The organism is Aquamicrobium defluvii, from assembly GCF_004363725.1.
Taxonomy (GTDB): Bacteria; Pseudomonadota; Alphaproteobacteria; order Rhizobiales; family Rhizobiaceae; genus Mesorhizobium; species Mesorhizobium defluvii.
In genome coordinates, this window is the sequence record NZ_SNZF01000021.1 from 34,227 (window position 1) to 50,444 (window position 16,218).

Here is a 16,218-nt window from a genome sequence, read left to right on the forward strand (position 1 = left end):
TCGCCCCTATTTTCCGCGTGCCGTGAACAGCGCCTCATAGGCGGCCAGCAGCTTCGGCGCCTCGTAGTTCCATGCCAGCTCGTTGCGCACGCGCTCGCGTCCGAAATCCCCCATGGCCGCGCGGCGTTCGGGATCGTCCAGCAACTCGGCGATCTTGTCGCCGAAATCGGCCGGATCGGTGCATGTGGCGTAGAGCGAGGCTTCCTGCGCGGAGAACCGGCCTTCGCGCAGGTCATATTGCACGATCGGTTTTCCGAGCGCCATGTACTCCATGATCTTGTTCATGGTCGACTTGTCGTTCATCGCCGTCGGCCGGTCGGGGTTGACGCAGACGTCGGAGGTGGAGAGCGCCGAGAACAGCGTCTCGTCCGGGCAGCGTCCCGTGAAGGTCACATAGTCGCCAAGCCCCATTGCCGCGCTTTCGGCCCTGATCGCTTCCAGTTCGGGTCCGCCGCCGCAGATGACGAACTGGATATCGTCGCGCTTGCGCACATTGACCAGATGGCTGACCGATTCCAGCAGAAGATCGAGCCCTTCCTGCTTGCCGATGACGCCGACATAACCGACGACGAAGCGGCGGCCGTTGCGCCATTTCGGGTCGGGTTCCACCTCGCGCACGCGATCGAGATTGGGGCCGGAGCGCACGATATGCACCTTGTCCGGGTCCATGCCGCCGCGCGTGATGGCGATTTCCCGATAGCTTTCGTTGGTGGCAAGCGAGCGGCTGGCGGTGCGGAACGACAGGCGTTCCAGCCACACCATCAGCTTCCAGCCGAAATCGCGGCGGCCGAACTTTGCCTCGTAGAGCTCGGGATTGATGTCGTGGTGGTCGAACAGGAATTTCTTGCCGAACAGCCGGTAGAAGCCGCCGATCAGGAAGATGGTGTCCGGGGGGTTGCAGGCATGGATGACGTCGAAGCCCCGCTGCCACGCCACCTTGAGCGAAAGCAGGAATTCCCAGAACAGGGCGGCGCTGTATTCCAGCGCATAGCCCAGCACGCCCTCGGCATCGAGCGGCAGCGAATGGCGGTAGATATGCACGCCGTCGATCACCTCGCAGGAAGCGGTCGAGCCTTTGCCTTTCGGGCAGATCACCGAAACCTGATAGCCGGCCCTGACCAGCGTGGTGGCCTCCGACCAGACGCGCCGGTCGAAAGGCACCGGCAGGTTCTCGACGATGATGAGGACGCGCCTACCAGTTGATGCCGTCATAGGTCCCCGCAACGCGCTCGATGTTGGGAAGGCGCGCCATGTCCAGCAGCACCTGATCGGGCCGCATCTTTTCCACCACCGCCTCATATTCGGGCGAGCGGCTTGTCGCCACCAGAATGTCGGCGTGCTTCACCACGTCATCGACCGACGGCACCATCAGCTGGGTGACATGGGGGATGGCGTTCATCAGATAGGCCCTGTTGGCGCCGACCAGTTTCGCCAGCGACACGTTCTGGTCGAATATGCGGATGTCGCAGCCCTTGCCGAGCAGGCGCTCGATCAGTTCCAGATACGGGCTTTCGCGCAGGTCGTCCGTGCCGGCCTTGAAGGAGAAGCCGAGGAAGCCGACATTGCGCTTGCCGTGGCCGAGAACCCATTGCAGGGCGCGTTCGATCTGCTGCTTGTTGGAAGGCATCAGCGATTTCAGCAGCGGCGCTTCCACGTCATGCTGGACCGCATAGGCGTTGATGGCCCGCACGTCCTTGGGCAGGCAGGAGCCGCCGAAGGCGAATCCCGGCAGCAGATAGGCGCTGGAGATGTTGAGCTTGGTGTCCGCGAAGAACACCTTCATCAGCTCGTGGCTGTCGACGCCGGCTGCCTTGCACACATTGCCGATCTCGTTGCCGAAGGCCACTTTCAGCGCGTGCCAGGTGTTGTCGGTGTACTTCACCAGCTCCGCCAGCCGCGGCTCGGTCACGATGGTCTGTCCCGGCAGGCCGTCATAGAGCTCGAGCAGCCGTTTGCGGGTGGTCTCGTCCTCGGCGCCGATCACGGTCTTGGCGGGATTGTTGAAGTCGGCGACGGCCGAGCCTTCGCGCATGAACTCGGGGTTGGAGGCAACGCCGAAGGCGACGCCGAGCTTCTTGCCGGAAGCTTCTTCCAGCGCCGGCACCACGAGGTCGGCCAGCGTTCCCGGCAGGACTGTGGAGCGGATGACGACGGAATGGTAGCTGTCCTTGGTGGCGAGCACCGCGCCGATCTGCCGCGCCACCGCCTCGACGGCCGACAGGTCGAGCGAGCCGTTGGGCCGCGACGGCGTGCCGACGCAAAGCAGCGACAGGTCGCTGCCCATGATCGCCTCTTCGGTCGAGGCCGTCGCGCGCAGGCTGCCGGCGGCGACCTTGGCCGCGACCAGCTCGCCGATGTCCTTTTCGATGATCGGGCTCTGGCCGGCATTGATGAGGGCGACCTTGGATTCGCTGACATCGCAGCCGATCACCTCATGGCCGCGCTCGGCCATGCAGGCCGCGCATACGGTGCCCACATATCCCAGTCCGAAAATGGATATTTTCATGGTTGTCTGACCGCTTTGCCTTGTTGTCGTTACGCCGGCGGTAATCCGTCCGATCCCTGCCCGAACCGGTCTAACCCCCGACAGGTAAAGGTCACGTTACGGGGTTGAGCACGATCGAACTGCGCCAGCGCATGGCATTTGCAGGCGCCCTGAACAGCACCGTCGCCGCCTCCTCCAGCACGCCGAAGCCCGGTGAGTGGAAGCCGCGGCCCGATATGTCGTCCCCGCGTATGATTTCGACGCAGGCCCCTTCGGGGGCGGCGAGCGTGATTTCGGCCCGTCCGTCCCGGCGTGCCGTCACGCGCCCGTCATGGGCCGTCACGACGAGATCGGGAGCCAGCAGGAAAACGATTTCCACCTCGCCGTCAGGCGTTGCGCCGGTAAGCCTGTCGGTGATGTCGAAGCCGTATGCGGTCTCTGCGATGTCGCGGCGATGGATGACGCCGAAGCGCTTCCGATAGCCGTCATGCGAGCCCGACACGTCGAGCGGCACGCTGTCCGCCCCCTTTTCCAGCCTGGCCCGCGCCCGGCGCGGCATCCAGTTGAAGGGGCCGGAAGGTTCGCTCTGGCTGGCGCCGGAGATGGTCAGCGTGTTGTGGACCGCGGTCACGCGGAAGCGGCGGCGGTTCTCGCCTTCGGAATGATAGAGATAGGTGCCGGCATCGACGAGGACCGGGCGGCCGTCCAGCGACAGCCATACCGAAAGCGCATCGGCGTGGCCGTGCGCGGCCAGGGCGCCGAACCCCAGCGGTCCGTGATCGAAGGTGAAATGGACCCGGCGGCCGGCGATGTCGCCACGCCGGATCGTGTAGCCGCCCTGCGGAAAGGTCGTCGTGCCGTCGGAAGGTGCCGGGCCGGGTGGCGGCGCGGCGAATACGATGTCGCGCCAATGCGGGTCGCGAATGGCGGGGGCAAGTTCCGGGCGCTGGAGAAATCCGGCAGTCGCGGCGCAAATGGAGGCTGCATAACGCGGTTCCGCGCTGCCATGGGCCAGAAGCACGCGGCTCTGGTCGTCGTCGCCGATCAGGGGGACATGGCCCTCGTCGTCGAGGAAGGCGTTCAGCGCTGCGGCTGCCTTGCCCAGCCGCTCCCGCGCAGCCGGGGAGGGCGCGTCTGCACCGATGGCCGCGAAGCCGATCAGCAACATCTCCAGCGTGAAGGCGGCATAGGCAGGCGACTGCTCCTGTCCCACGCCGTCCTCATGAAACAGGGCGCATGTCCTGCCATCGAGATGGCCCCGGCCCTGCGTCAGCCAGCCCGTCGCGTGCGGGTGGTCGGGCAGCAGGCGCGCGGCCAGCACCAGCCCCATTGCCTCGGCGACGAGATGGTTGTTCGCGGAAGAAAAGAGCGAAGGAAACCGCGCCAGCCATGTGCCGTGCGCGGCGACGAAAGACGCCAGTTTCTCGCCGGCAGCGCCGTCGATCCACGGATCGAGCGCCGTGACGATGGAGGCGAGCGAGGCAAGTCTGTAGCCGGCCTCTATGCCGGAATACCAGTTGACGCCCCGCCCCGGTGGATTGGCCCGCATCCATGAGAACAGGGAGCCGAGCACGGCATGCGCCAGCGTCGCATCCTCCGTGTGGCGGGCATGAATTGCCGGGGCGGCCAGGAAATGCAGACGGTTGGCTTCCGCGACATATTTGACGTCGCGATGGCCGCCCTCGAAGCGGAAATCGATATCGAAGGCCGATACGTCCGCACCGGGCCAACTCGTGCCGCTGACCGGGTCGAGGGTCCAGACTTCCGGTGCAACGCTGCCTGCTCCGTCGAGGATGGTCTGCGGCCAGTCGCGGTTCAGCAGCCTGAGTTTGCCCGAACGGAACGCCTCGGCCGCGATGGCGAGCTGCGCTGCGACCGGAGCGGAAAGATCGCCCGTGAGCAGGGGGGCGAAAAGCGGCAGCGGCACAGGCCGCGCACCGGGCATCGCAAATTGCACCCAGCCGCCGTTTTCGCGCCGTGCGGCACGTCTTGCTATCTGTTCGTGAATCCGATGGCGGATCTCGCCGCGTTCCATGACGGCGAGGCGCCGCGCATACCATCCCAGCCGTCTCAACATGCGAAAGCCTTAGCAGGCGGCGGTTGCATTACGATTAATGTCGCTGCCTCCATTTCGGGCGCCAACCTTGTCGGCAATGTCGCAAAGCGCGGGGCTCGCCTTCACGCGCTTCCTGTTCTACCCTTGCGTGCATCGTCGCGTAAGCATCGGAGGCTTGCCCCATGAGCCTGAACCGCCGCCAGTTCCTGTCCCTGTCCGCCGGCGCTCTTGCCGTCCTGCCTCGTGACGCCGCTGCGCAGACGACCAGACGGCTCCTCCATCGCGGTGCGGGAATCCACAACATGATGAACTGGGGCATCCTTCAGGAGGGAAGCGCCACCCGTTATGTTCCACGCCCGTTCGAGACGCCGCGCAATGCCTTTCCCGAAGCTCTTGCGCGCGAATTCGCTGCGGCGGGCTTCGATTTCATCCGCCTCTCGCTGGACGTGGGGCCGTTCATGCAGTTGCAGGGCTCCGACCGCACCGCGCTGGAACAGAAGCTGCTCGCCAATATAGGGCGGCTGCATGGGCTCGGCCTCGACGTGCTTGTCGATTGCCATCCGGTGGAGCAGGTGCCGCTCTATTCGCCCCAGTCCATCCTCGAGGATCTGGAGAGCCCGCTGTTTGGCGAGTACAGGGCGATGATCGTCAGGCTGGCCGCCATGCTTTCCAATGTGCGGACCGGGCGCGTGGTGCTGGAACTGATGAACGAGCCGCTCATGAACAACGCCGCTCATCGCACGCAGGTTATGGTATGGGGTGCGGCGCAGCTGTCCCTGCACGATGCGGCAAGGCGGGCCGCGCCCGACCTGCCGCTCATGCTCACGGGCGCGCATTATGGCGGCATCAGCGGCCTGAACGATCTCGATCCGTCGCCCTATGCCGACAGCAACGTTCTGTATTCCTATCACTATTACATGCCGCTCAGCTTCACGCATCAGGGGGTGGATTTCGGCACCCCGGATGCGCCGACCTCGCCTTATGTATCGGATCTTCCCTATCCCTATGACGCCATTCCGGCGGAGGAGATCGAGACCGCTCTGGAAGCGCGCATCGCCGCCGCGCCGCTCGATGCGGCGGCCAAAGCGGCGGCAAGGGAACACGCGCAATCCATACTCGGGCGCTTTCTTGCCGATGGCTGGAATCGCGGGCGCGTGGAAGACGACTTCGCCATCGTCGCGAAATGGGCGGACCGCCATGACATTGCCCGTGAGCGCATCGTCATGGGCGAGTTCGGCGTGACACGGCGTTCCGACAGGCTTGTGGGTGCCGCGGAGGTCTATCGCCGGCGCTGGATGTCGGATGTGACGCATGTGGCGGCATCCCTCGGCTTCGGCTGGTCGATATGGGACCTCAACAGCTATCAGATGGGAATCTACCGCGACGGGAACGAGGAACAACTCGACCGGGAACTGGTTTCGGCCCTGGCCATGTCCGGCTGAACGGGCGTTTCCGAAGCGGGCTATGCCGGCCGGCGCGCCTTTCCCCGCCTCGCCAGAAGGTCGAGATAGACCTTCTCCACCGTATCGGCCAGATGTGCGTAGTCGCGATTGGCCCTGATCCATTCCGAACCCCTGGCGCCCATGGCCTCGGCCTTCTGCCGGTCGTCGAACAACCGGGCGACGCCTTCGCCCATCGCCTTGCCGGAAAAGGCCGTGACGATGCCGGCGCCGCTTCCCAGGATCACCTCGTTCTGGTCGTAGTGGACGGTTCCCACCACCGGGCGCCCCATGGCCAGATACTCCACCAGCTTGGTCGGGGTTGCGACCTGATGGGCCGGGTCCATCATGAACGGCGACAGGCACACATCCACCCTCCTGACCCAGCCCAGCGCCTCGGCCAGCGGCAGCCGTCCGGTGAAGATGACGCGGTCGGCAATGCCGAGTTCTTGCAGCTTGCCGCTGAGCGTATCCCACTCGAAGTCGGGAACCGCGCCGATGATGACGAGGACGGCGTCGTAGCCCTGGTCGAGAAGTTCGGCGAGCGCCTCGAATGTCAGGTGCGTGGTCAGGCTCATGACGTCCGCGCTCATATACGCCATGCTCTTTTTACCTGTGAGCCTTGGGTCGTCGACCGTGGCCACAGAGGCGGAATTGTAGCGTCCGGTCGAAACTCCCATCGGTACGGGGGTCATCTTTTCCAGCGGTATGCCGCGAAAACCGACACGTTCGCGCATCCGTCCGGATTGCACCATGATGTGGTCGCAGAGCGGCAGGCCGGCACGATAGAACAGGAAGCTGCCGAGCAGCGCGTAGACGATGCGCAACAGCCGGGCAGGGCGGCTCATCGGGACGAGGTTCTCCACGGCGATACGCAGCCGCCCCTCAAGCACGGGGTAGCTCATCCAGAACACGCAGGGTGTGCGGGACATCTTGCTGGCCAGCGCAAACGTGATGACCCACAGGGGCTGGTCGCGCACCTGCACGAGGTCGAAATCGCCGCGCGCCGCACGCCAGGCCAGCTTCAGCCGCAGCCAGCTTTCGGCCAGCTTGTAGCGCAGCCCGCCGAATTTTTCGGACGCGGCGCGCCGCGCGATGTGGAAGCGCTCGCGGCCATGCTCCACGATCTGCGCCGGCATGTCCTCACACGGACGCAGGTTCCAGTCGATGGCGAGGCCGCGGGCAACCAGATGGTTGGAAAACAGTTCGACGAGGTCGACCCGGAAAGCCGGGTAATCGTCCGGGGCGACGAATAGCATACGAACCCCGTCCAGCGTTTCGCTGGCGGGTTCGGCTTTGCTTTCCGTGCCGGCAGCCGCCAGCGACAGCTCGTTCATTTCCATCTCATGCGAACAGCCGGCGGCACACATAGGAGCGCGCTGCCTTCAGCTGGTTCCACAGCGTCCTGTTGCGGCGGATGCGGTTCTTCGCGCTTTCGCGTATCCGCGTCAAAGCCACGATGGCCGTTCCGAGCGGCGTGAAGGCGGCATAGCGGTCGTCGAGGGGAAGGATTTCCTGGCACCAGTGCGTCTTGTAGTCTTCGTGACCGATACCGAGGTCGTAGGCCGCCATGCCCCGTTTGCAGCAATCCTCGATATGGCGAAAGGTCAATATGTTGCCGGGGCTGTGCTGCGCAAGATCATCGAGGGCAAAAGCCGTGAAATAGCTGTTGACACGGCCGCGACGGATTCCCGACCCGGTGACGGCCCTGATCTTGCCACCAACCGCAAGCGATGCAATTTCGAGCACTGGCTCGCTCATGCCATGCGAGCGTTCGAGAAGGTCACGGTAGAAGTCCTTCACGCCCGGACGGTCGAACCCGTTGGGCTTGCCCTGCTCGCTCAGCCTCAGGGCCTTCTGCTCGAAGAAAAACTCCAGCGCCTCTTGTTCTTCGGCAATGCCCTGCACCATTTTGTAGTTGAGCTCGCCGACTTCGCTCATGCGCCGCTCCTTGGAACGGACGCGCTTTTTGCGCGTGCTGCCTTTCCTTCGCGCCAGAACGGCATCGAAGCCGCCCGTCAGGTCGAATGGATAGCCTTCCCCCGAGGACGGGCCGCCTGCAAGCGCGGCGAGGGGCTGGGCGACGCCGTCATGGACTGGCGGCATTCGCTCAAGAACCGCGCAGTCGACATCCTGCAGTGCGGTTCCCAGCATCCGCACGATCCCGTCGCGTGGCACTGTCTTCATGCGGGCTATCGCTTCAGGGCTCCAGAGACCGAAATTGTAGGCCGCGTGCTTTCCGCCGATCCATGTTGCGACCCTTGCAGGCCCCACCCTGACTATGGCGAGCGGAAGAATGAAGGCAGGATGATCGTTCAGGCGCCCGAGCAAGATCGCGGCCCGCGCATTCCTGAACGGCAGCACATGGCGTGTATAGGGCTCTATCCAGTCGTATCTTTGGAAAACCGTTCCGGTCCCGATGGCTTCGAGATGGCGCCATTCACGTTCGATCTGGGCTGGCGAACTGTAGGATCGGATATCGAAACGGATGGCGCGCCGGCCGGCTGGCACCGCCGGCTGCGCAGGGCCGCCAGAGCAGTCCGGCAATAGTTCCATATCCCCCGTTCCATGAACCCGCTTCAGAGTCGGGATCGATCGCATTGGCGGGCTCCGCTCGAAATCTGCTAGCTTTGTGCGGAACCTAGCCACACGGTCTAAAGAATAGTCTAACGCCAGGCGTGTCTGAAAGCACGACACGTTGTCGAGAGCGGCCCGCAGATCGAACGACAGGCGGGGCGAATTGCCCGGACCCGGAACGACAGACGACCACCATCCGCCTGAAGCGGCCGGTTTCCGGCACATTCCGGGCCGTCTTGGTTAATCGACAGGGTTAAGCCCGTTTTAACGTTTGCCATTCATTATTCATGTCGCGGTTTATGTGTGCCGGTGCGCCGCGGCGACCGGATTAGGGGTGAACTATGTCCAACCTGTTCAGGAAAGCGGCTCTGGCCGCTGTCGTTGCCGGCGGTGCTTCCCCGGTGCTTGCTGCGGACCTCGCCGAGCGGCCGATCGTGATCGAGGAGCCGCCCGTCATCCAGCAGCCTTACGAAGAAGTCGGCGATTTTGGCGGCTGGTATATCCGCGGAGATCTGGATTATCACAAATCGAAGATCCGCGGCGCCGAATACATCACCTATGGCGCGGAGCCGTGCCCTGTCGGCTGTGGCGACCCTGACGTCTGGACCGGCGTCGGCGGCACCAAGAGCTTCGACACCACCGAGCTCAAGAGCGCGTTCTCGATCGGCGCCGGCGTCGGCTATCAGCTCAACCGGCATTTTCGTACGGACCTGACCCTCGACTACTGGTTCAGGACCAAGTTCAAGGGCAGCACGTCCGATGACGGCAACTCTGGTTGCGGCAGCCCCACCATTCCCTGCCAGTCTGTCGACCGTTCCAAGATGTCGGCGCTTGTGCTGCTTGCCAATGCCTATGTCGATCTCGGCACATGGAACGGCCTGACGCCTTATGTCGGCGCCGGTATCGGCGGCGCGCACATCAGGTGGGAAGATCTGGAGAACGACGCCAATGTCGGCTTTGCCACGCACAAGGGCAGCAAGAGCTGGCGCTTTGCCTACGCCCTGATGGCCGGCGCCTCCTACTGCCTGACCGACAAGCTGATGCTGGATGCCGGCTACCGGTTCAGCCGCATCGAGGGCGGTCGCATGTTCGAGCGCAACGGTGCCGGCCCCGGCTTCGACAAGGGTTTCAACACGCACGAAGTGCGCGCCGGCCTGCGCTACAATTTCGGGGGCGGTGCAAACCACTGCTATCAGCCGGAGACGGTAGCCTACGAGCTGCCGCCGGAGCCGATCTACACCAAGTAGCCTGATCGGGCCTGCAACCGGAAGGGCCGGAAAGCACAGCCTTCCGGCTCTTTCGTTTGCGTGGCGATGGATTGCGGTGCCGTCAAAGCACCACCGTTATCCACGCGAAGGTCTGTTCGGCATGCTCCAGCATCGCCTTGCGCGCCGCCTCCGGCTGGCGGTTGCGGATGGCCTTGACGATGGGGTCGTGATTGTAGGGCGTCAGGTTCTTGGCGGCCGCCGGCTTCACGGCCGAAAGGATGAAGTTCGTCACCTCGACCTGTATTTCGGTTTCCTGCTTCAGCAGCCGCGCCGAGCCGGAAACCTCGGCGATGATCGTGTGGAAACGGGCATCGGCGAAACGCATGTCCGGAAAGCGCGGCAGCAGATCGTCGTAATCCCTTGCGGCCTGCACGATACGTTCAAAATCGGCGGGGCTCCCGCGTTCGGCCGCGAGGTAGCAGGCCTCGCCGGAGATCGCGCGCCGCCAATCGGTAAGATCCCGCAATTCCTCCCGTGTAAGCCTCAGACGCCGTGCGGCATCCGCCAGCCGCTCGCCAACGTCGGTGGCGACGAAGTTGCCGCCATTGCGGCCGCGCACCGTGGTCAGCAGTCCCATGTCGCGCATGGCGCCGAGCGCGATGCGCGCGGTCATCGGGGCCACCCCCAGCATTCTCGCCAGCTCGTTCTCGGGCGGAAGCTGTTCGCCGGGGCTCAGATCGCCCATGGTGATGGCCTCCCGCAGCCGGCGGAACACCATGTCCGGCGCGCTGTTGCCTTCGGCAGAGAGGGGCGTCAGAAATTTCATTTGACCAATAAACTATAGATGTTAAATGTTATGTGATTAACAGTTGGAATGCAATGCCTCAAACCGTATCCGAACACAAGCCGGCAAAGCCTCGCATCCTTGTTTCCGGCTCTCTCGCCTCGCCTTATGCAAGCGACTATCTGGCCTGCACCCTGCGGGAGTTCTCCGATTCCGCCTTCGCGGGGCTGCGCGATGCGGGCGTCGACGTGACTTTTGTCGAGGCTTCCGCGCCGGTGCTGACCCAGCGCGAGGCTCTGGAGGGCGTGGACGGGCTTCTGATGCTGGGCGGGGCCGATGCCGATCCGCAAACCTATGGCCAGTCCATTGCCTCCGACACGGTCTATGGCGTCCATCGCGCGGCAGACGATTATGAGCTGGAGCTTCTGCGCCTCGCTCGGGAAAGGCATCTTCCTTTCCTCGGCATCTGCCGGGGCATGCAGCTTCTCAACATCGCGGCGGGCGGCGATCTCACGCAGGAGATCGGCGGCGGCACGATGCATTATCTGACGGCCGACAATTCGGTCATGACCGCCCATCCGGTCGAAATACTGCCCGATACGCGCCTGGAAGAGATTTACGGAGCGATCGAGATCGTTGTGCGCTCCGGCCACCATCAGGCGGTTTCGAAGGTGGGCGCGGGGCTGAAGGTCGCGGCAAGGGCCGCCGACGGCATCGTCGAGGCGCTGGAAGGCGCCGGCGACGACTGGGCGGTCGGCGTCCAGTGGCACCCGGAGGACCCCAGGGCGTCCCGTGAGGATTTCGACCGGCTGCTGGGCGCATTCCTCGCCCAGTGCAGGCGCGCATAACCGCAGCACAATCAACATCAGGGAGAATCGTTCCATGAAGTCATTTGCATTGCTGGCCGTCGCCGGCCTCCTGTCCACTCTGGCCGCGACGGCGGGCGCTCAGGCGGCCGAATATGGCAAGTGCGAGCCGAAGGGCGAGCGCGGCAGCATCAGCCTTGAAACCATCGCCGCCGATACGCTGACCGTGGCGACGGTGCTGCCGAATCCCGGCTGGTACAATGGCATCTCGCCCGAGAAGATCGAGGACGGCTTCGAATATTGCATGGGGGCCGAGATCGCCCACCGCGCCGGGCTGGACAAGGTGCGCCTCGTCAACATGGCCTGGGACCAGTACATCTCCGGCACCGCCTCCAACTATGACATCGGCATCGCCGGCACCACCATCACCGAAGCCCGCAAGCAGGTCTTCGATTTCAGCCAGCCCTATTTCTCGTCCAATCTCGGCGTCGCCGTGAAGAAGGGCGCCGACGTGAGCGCGGAAAACATCCGTTCGAAGCGCATCGGCGTCCTGCAGGGCAACATGGGATCGGACTGGGTCATCGGCACGCTGAAGCCCGACCAGCAGCCGTCGCTCTACCAGTCGCAGCCCGACATGGTCACCGCGCTCATTGCCGGCCAGGTGGACGCCATCGTTTCCGACACCACGCTGGTGCTCTCGGCCACCAACGGCACCAATGGCATGATCGAAGTCATCGGCCAGTTCGAACTGGATCAGGGCTACGGCATCGTTCTGCCGAAGGGCTCGGCCAATGCCGCCGTTGTCGATCAGGCGGTTGCCGCGTTCAGGGAAGACGGCACGCTGGCCGACCTGTCGGCCAGATATCTGGCGCCTCTCTTCGGGGTCGATCCGGCATCCGTTCCGGTCTGGACCCTGAAGTGATCGTCTCTTCCCTCGCCACACGGGCGAGGGGAGATCTTGCGACGCTGCCCGAGGCCGGATCCGGGCCCCGGCAGCGTCAGTTCGTGAAAAACCCGAAACGAAAATTGGAGATGGCATGACCACGCTGAGCCCTGCGCCGCGCAGCCGCGGTCTGGCGGTGTTCGCCACGCTGCTCGCTATAGCCTTGCTGGTCGCCGTCGCGGTCGTCGGCGAAGCCGTTCGCGCCGGCATCACCAGCCCGCAATTGTCCGCCTTCGGCGCCTGGGTCATGGCCGCCGGGCTGGCGCTGGGCGGCGTGACGCTGTGGACGGCGGTCAATGGTCTGCGCTGCTCGTTCCAGAGCGGACGCGAGGCCGCTGCGAATGAAATTCTGGCGTCTCGCGCCAGCGCCGCCCAGTCGCGCCAGCACAGCTTCATCACCTTCGGCCTCGCCTTCGCCGTGCTGATCGGTTTTGCGCTGGTCCAGCTCGTTCTCATCAATGACGGCAACATCCAGCGCACATTCCTGCGCGGCGACCTGATGGCGGGCAGCGCGCTCGACATCGCCCGTGCCTTCATCGTCAACATCAGGCTGGCCCTCATCTCGGGCGTCATCGTTCTGGTGTTCGGGCTCGTTCTGGCCATCGCCCGCATGATCCCCGGCAAGGCCGGCGCACCGGTCCGCTTTCTGGCCGTCGCCTATATCGATCTCATGCGCGCCGTGCCGGCGATCATCGTGCTCTATCTGATCGGCTTCGGCCTGCCGCTCACCAACCTGCCCGTCTTGAGCGGGCTCAATGCGGAGTGGTTCGCCATCCTTGCCCTGTCGCTGACCTACAGCGCCTATGTGGCCGAGGTGTACCGTTCGGGCATCGCCTCGATCCATCCCTCGCAATGGGCGGCCAGCCGCTCGCTCGGCTTCTCCTATTTGCAGACGCTGCGCTTCTTCATCCTGCCGCAGGCCATGCGCCTCGTCATCCCGCCGATGCTGAGCACATTCATCGCTCTGCAAAAGGATACCTCGCTGGTCAACGTCATCGGCACGCTCGACGCGTTCAACCAGGCGAAGTTCTACGCCTCCAGCACCTTCAACCTGTCGTCGGTGACGGTGGTGGCCATCCTGTTCGTCATCATCACCATTCCCCAGACGCGCTTCGTCGACTGGATGCTCGAGCGCGGTGCGAACCGCCGCAAGGGAGCTTGACCATGGCTTTCATCGAACTGTCCGGCATAGAGAAGAGCTATTCGAACCATCATGTGCTGAAGGGCATCGACCTCGATGTGGAAAAGCATCAGGTCGTAACGCTGATCGGCGCTTCCGGCTCGGGAAAATCGACGCTGCTGCGCTGCATCAACGCGCTGGAAACTATCGACAGCGGCACCGTTTCCGTCGATGGCGACGTGGTGTCCGGACCGGGCGTCGACCTGGACCGGCTGCGCCGCAAGGTCGGCATGGTCTTCCAGTCGTTCAACCTGTTTCCGCACATGACGGTCGAGGACAACATCGCCGTCGGTCCCGTACGCCTTCTGGGCGAGGACCCGGATGCGGCGCTCAGGCGTGCGCGCGAATTGCTGGAGAGGGTCAATCTCGCCCATCGCGCCCGCTACTATCCGGACCAGCTTTCCGGCGGCCAGCAGCAGCGCGTCGCCATCGTGCGCGCCATCGCCATGCGTCCGGAAGCGCTGCTTCTGGACGAGATCACCTCGGCCCTCGATCCCGAGCTGGTGGCCGAGGTGCTCAACATCGTTCGCGATCTGGCCCGCGACGGCATGACCATGATCCTCGCCACGCACGAGATGCAGTTCGCCCGCGAGGTCTCCGACGTGGTGGTGTTCCTCGAACAGGGCAAGCTCCTGGAGAAGGGGCCGCCGGAGCAGATTTTTGGCGAGCCGAAGGAAGAGCGCACCCGCGCCTTCCTGAAACAGATCATCGAGGCGGGGCGCCTCTGACCGGGTTCGGGCCGCGCATCGCGCGACCCCTGCCTTGTCAACAGCCAGTGCGGGGCGGCTTTGTCTCGACTCCGCCGGCTTTTCGTGCCAAGTCCGCGCCATGGCACTCGACATCAAGATATGCGGGCTGAAGACCGCCGAAGCGCTGACGGCCGCCATCGAAGGCGGGGCCAGCCATGTCGGCTTCATCTTCTTTCCCAAAAGCCCGCGCAACGTGACGCCGGAGCAAGCGGCGACCCTGCGCGAACAGGCCCATGGCAGGGCGAAGGGTGTCGCCGTCACCGTCGATGCCGACGACACTTTTCTGGATGCCATCGTGCACACGATGCAGCCCGACATGCTCCAGCTTCACGGTTCGGAAAGCCCCCAGCGTGTGGCGCAGGTCAAGGCCCGCTATGCGCTGCCGGTGATGAAGGCGTTCGCAGTCCACGAAGCGGCGGACCTTGCCCGCATCGCGCCTTATCGCGGCATCGCCGACCGCTTTCTTTTCGACGCAAGGCCGCCGGCCGGTTCGGAGCTTCCCGGCGGAAACGGCGTGCGTTTCGACTGGACCATTCTCGCCGGGCTTGACGCTGGCGTCGATTACATGCTTTCGGGCGGGCTCGACGCCGCCAATATCGGCGATGCGCTGCGGCTTGCGAACCCGCCGGGCATCGACATATCGTCCGGGGTCGAGAGCGCGCCGGGCGTCAAGGACGCTGCGCTCATCGAAGCTTTTTTCAAGGCGGTTGCAGCCGCGCGCAACGACCGTGCAGCCTGAACCGCAGCCCCTTGCCCGAGGAGATCGGCGATGAACAAGCCGGCCATGCCAAATTCCTTCCGCACCGGCCCCGACGAGCAGGGGATGTTCGGCATTTTCGGCGGCCGCTTCGTCGCCGAGACGCTGATGCCGCTGATCCTCGATCTGGAGGAGAAGTGGAACGAGGCCAAAACCGATCCGGCTTTCAGGGCGGAGCTTCAGGCGCTCTCCACCTTCTATGCCGGCCGCCCCTCCAAGCTCTATTTCGCCGAAGGGCTGACAAGGCATCTCGGCGGCGCGAAAATCTACTTCAAGCGCGAGGACCTGAACCACACCGGCTCGCACAAGATCAACAACTGCCTCGGCCAGATCCTGCTCGCCAAGCGCATGGGCAAGACGCGCATCATCGCGGAAACGGGCGCCGGCCAGCACGGTGTCGCTTCCGCCACCGTGGCGGCGCGCTTCGGCCTGCCCTGCGTGGTCTACATGGGGGCGACCGACGTGGCGCGCCAAAGCCCGAACGTGTTCCGCATGAAGCTGCTGGGCGCGGAGGTGAAGCCGGTGAGCGCCGGTCACGGCACGCTCAAGGATGCCATGAACGAAGCGCTCCGCGACTGGGTCACCAATGTCGAGGATACCTACTACCTGATCGGCACCGCCGCCGGCCCGCACCCCTATCCGGAAATGGTGCGCGAGTTCCAGTCGCCCATCGGCACCGAGGCGCGCGCCCAGATTCTTGAACAGGAAGGCCGCCTGCCGGATGTCATCATCGCCGCCGTCGGTGGCGGCTCCAACGCCATCGGCCTGTTCCACCCCTTCCTCGATGACAAGGACGTCAGGATCGTCGGTATCGAGGCCGGCGGTCGGGGCCTCGACGGCATCGAGCATTGCGCTTCCATGAATGCCGGCCGTCCGGGCGTGCTGCACGGCAACCGCACCTACCTGTTGCAGAACGAGGACGGCCAGATCCTCGATGGCCATTCGATCTCCGCCGGTCTCGACTATCCCGGCGTCGGGCCGGAGCATTCATGGCTGCGCGACACCGGCCGCGTCGACTATGTGCCGGTCCTTGACGACGAGGCGCTGGAGGCTTTCCAGCTCTGCACGCGCACCGAAGGCATCATCCCGGCGCTCGAATCGGCCCATGCCATCGCCCATGCGGTCAAGATCGCGCCGTCGATGGGCAAGGACGAGGTCATAATCGTCAACCTGTCCGGCCGCGGCGACAAGGACGTGCACACCGTGGCCTCCATGATGGGTATGGAGATCTGAA

General features: G+C 64.4%; 14 protein-coding genes. 8 read left to right on the plus strand and 6 right to left on the minus strand.

Annotated elements, in window-relative coordinates; all coding sequences use genetic code 11:
* Positions 1-6: 6 nt before the first annotated feature.
* The 3 genes from DES43_RS15415 to DES43_RS15425 form a co-directional block, all read right to left on the minus strand.
* Positions 7-1,212 carry a glycosyltransferase family 4 protein gene (locus DES43_RS15415; RefSeq protein WP_035024979.1) on the minus strand — a complete coding sequence of 402 codons (1,206 nt, stop codon included), beginning with the start codon at positions 1,210-1,212 and terminating at the stop codon, positions 7-9.
* Positions 1,193-2,506 carry a UDP-glucose dehydrogenase family protein gene (locus tag DES43_RS15420; RefSeq protein WP_035024977.1) on the minus strand — a complete coding sequence of 438 codons (1,314 nt, stop codon included), beginning with the start codon at positions 2,504-2,506 and terminating at the stop codon, positions 1,193-1,195. The genes DES43_RS15415 and DES43_RS15420 overlap by 20 nt, the downstream gene beginning before the upstream one ends.
* Before the next feature lie 91 nt (positions 2,507-2,597).
* Positions 2,598-4,562 (minus strand): heparinase II/III family protein, encoded by a 1,965-nt coding sequence (locus DES43_RS15425; protein WP_063608075.1) that lies wholly within the window; start codon positions 4,560-4,562, stop codon positions 2,598-2,600.
* A gap of 161 nt (positions 4,563-4,723) precedes the next feature.
* Here DES43_RS15425 and DES43_RS15430 point away from each other — a divergent pair, with 161 nt between their 5' ends.
* Positions 4,724-5,983, plus strand: a complete 1,260-nt coding sequence (locus DES43_RS15430) for a glycoside hydrolase family 5 protein (protein ID WP_035024976.1) — start codon at positions 4,724-4,726, stop codon at positions 5,981-5,983.
* A 20-nt stretch (positions 5,984-6,003) separates the two neighbouring features.
* Here the strand turns inward: DES43_RS15430 and DES43_RS15435 are convergent, their stop codons facing one another.
* A complete protein-coding gene (locus DES43_RS15435) occupies positions 6,004-7,317 on the minus strand; it encodes a glycosyltransferase (protein ID WP_166647764.1) in 1,314 nt (437 codons plus the stop codon).
* A gap of 7 nt (positions 7,318-7,324) precedes the next feature.
* Positions 7,325-8,536 carry a GNAT family N-acetyltransferase gene (locus tag DES43_RS15440; protein ID WP_035024970.1) on the minus strand — a complete coding sequence of 404 codons (1,212 nt, stop codon included), beginning with the start codon at positions 8,534-8,536 and terminating at the stop codon, positions 7,325-7,327.
* A 362-nt stretch (positions 8,537-8,898) separates the two neighbouring features.
* Between DES43_RS15440 and DES43_RS15445 the strand changes: the two genes are divergently transcribed.
* Positions 8,899-9,804, plus strand: a complete 906-nt coding sequence (locus DES43_RS15445; RefSeq protein ID WP_035024968.1) for an outer membrane protein — start codon at positions 8,899-8,901, stop codon at positions 9,802-9,804.
* 82 nt (positions 9,805-9,886) lie between these two features.
* Here the strand turns inward: DES43_RS15445 and DES43_RS15450 are convergent, their stop codons facing one another.
* Positions 9,887-10,591 carry a FadR/GntR family transcriptional regulator gene (locus tag DES43_RS15450; protein WP_035024965.1) on the minus strand — a complete coding sequence of 235 codons (705 nt, stop codon included), beginning with the start codon at positions 10,589-10,591 and terminating at the stop codon, positions 9,887-9,889.
* Positions 10,592-10,644: 53 nt separating this feature from the next.
* Between DES43_RS15450 and DES43_RS15455 the strand changes: the two genes are divergently transcribed.
* From DES43_RS15455 to trpB, 6 genes are all read left to right on the plus strand, one after another.
* Positions 10,645-11,397, plus strand: a complete 753-nt coding sequence (locus DES43_RS15455) for a gamma-glutamyl-gamma-aminobutyrate hydrolase family protein (RefSeq protein WP_051520460.1) — start codon at positions 10,645-10,647, stop codon at positions 11,395-11,397.
* Positions 11,398-11,431: 34 nt separating this feature from the next.
* Entirely contained in the window at positions 11,432-12,277 is an 846-nt protein-coding gene (locus DES43_RS15460) for an ABC transporter substrate-binding protein (RefSeq protein ID WP_133675784.1), read from the plus strand.
* Positions 12,278-12,392: 115 nt separating this feature from the next.
* Positions 12,393-13,460 carry an amino acid ABC transporter permease gene (locus DES43_RS15465; RefSeq protein WP_035024960.1) on the plus strand — a complete coding sequence of 356 codons (1,068 nt, stop codon included), beginning with the start codon at positions 12,393-12,395 and terminating at the stop codon, positions 13,458-13,460.
* A 2-nt stretch (positions 13,461-13,462) separates the two neighbouring features.
* Entirely contained in the window at positions 13,463-14,206 is a 744-nt protein-coding gene (locus tag DES43_RS15470) for an amino acid ABC transporter ATP-binding protein (protein ID WP_035024958.1), read from the plus strand.
* Positions 14,207-14,306: 100 nt separating this feature from the next.
* Positions 14,307-14,966: a phosphoribosylanthranilate isomerase gene (locus DES43_RS15475; RefSeq protein ID WP_035024956.1), complete on the plus strand. Its 660-nt coding sequence runs from the start codon at positions 14,307-14,309 to the stop codon at positions 14,964-14,966.
* Positions 14,967-14,996: 30 nt separating this feature from the next.
* Positions 14,997-16,217, plus strand: coding sequence for a tryptophan synthase subunit beta (gene trpB / locus DES43_RS15480; RefSeq protein WP_035024954.1), 1,221 nt, complete (start codon positions 14,997-14,999; stop codon positions 16,215-16,217).
* Position 16,218: the final 1 nt, after the last annotated feature.

Excerpts from the sequence above, each read along its gene's own strand:
- DES43_RS15430 (WP_035024976.1), top strand. The coding sequence starts at position 4,724 with ATGAGCCTGAACCGCCGCCAGTTCCTGTCCCTGTCCGCCGGCGCTCTT.
- DES43_RS15435 (WP_166647764.1), bottom strand. The coding sequence starts at position 7,317 with ATGAACGAGCTGTCGCTGGCGGCTGCCGGCACGGAAAGCAAAGCCGAA.
- DES43_RS15475 (WP_035024956.1), top strand. The coding sequence starts at position 14,307 with ATGGCACTCGACATCAAGATATGCGGGCTGAAGACCGCCGAAGCGCTG.
- DES43_RS15440 (WP_035024970.1), bottom strand. The coding sequence starts at position 8,536 with ATGGAACTATTGCCGGACTGCTCTGGCGGCCCTGCGCAGCCGGCGGTG.
- DES43_RS15450 (WP_035024965.1), bottom strand. The coding sequence starts at position 10,591 with ATGAAATTTCTGACGCCCCTCTCTGCCGAAGGCAACAGCGCGCCGGAC.
- DES43_RS15465 (WP_035024960.1), top strand. The coding sequence starts at position 12,393 with ATGACCACGCTGAGCCCTGCGCCGCGCAGCCGCGGTCTGGCGGTGTTC.
- DES43_RS15470 (WP_035024958.1), top strand. The coding sequence starts at position 13,463 with ATGGCTTTCATCGAACTGTCCGGCATAGAGAAGAGCTATTCGAACCAT.
- DES43_RS15420 (WP_035024977.1), bottom strand. The coding sequence starts at position 2,506 with ATGAAAATATCCATTTTCGGACTGGGATATGTGGGCACCGTATGCGCG.
- DES43_RS15445 (WP_035024968.1), top strand. The coding sequence starts at position 8,899 with ATGTCCAACCTGTTCAGGAAAGCGGCTCTGGCCGCTGTCGTTGCCGGC.
- DES43_RS15460 (WP_133675784.1), top strand. The coding sequence starts at position 11,432 with ATGAAGTCATTTGCATTGCTGGCCGTCGCCGGCCTCCTGTCCACTCTG.
- trpB (WP_035024954.1), top strand. The coding sequence starts at position 14,997 with ATGAACAAGCCGGCCATGCCAAATTCCTTCCGCACCGGCCCCGACGAG.
- DES43_RS15425 (WP_063608075.1), bottom strand. The coding sequence starts at position 4,562 with ATGTTGAGACGGCTGGGATGGTATGCGCGGCGCCTCGCCGTCATGGAA.
- DES43_RS15415 (WP_035024979.1), bottom strand. The coding sequence starts at position 1,212 with ATGACGGCATCAACTGGTAGGCGCGTCCTCATCATCGTCGAGAACCTG.
- DES43_RS15455 (WP_051520460.1), top strand. The coding sequence starts at position 10,645 with ATGCCTCAAACCGTATCCGAACACAAGCCGGCAAAGCCTCGCATCCTT.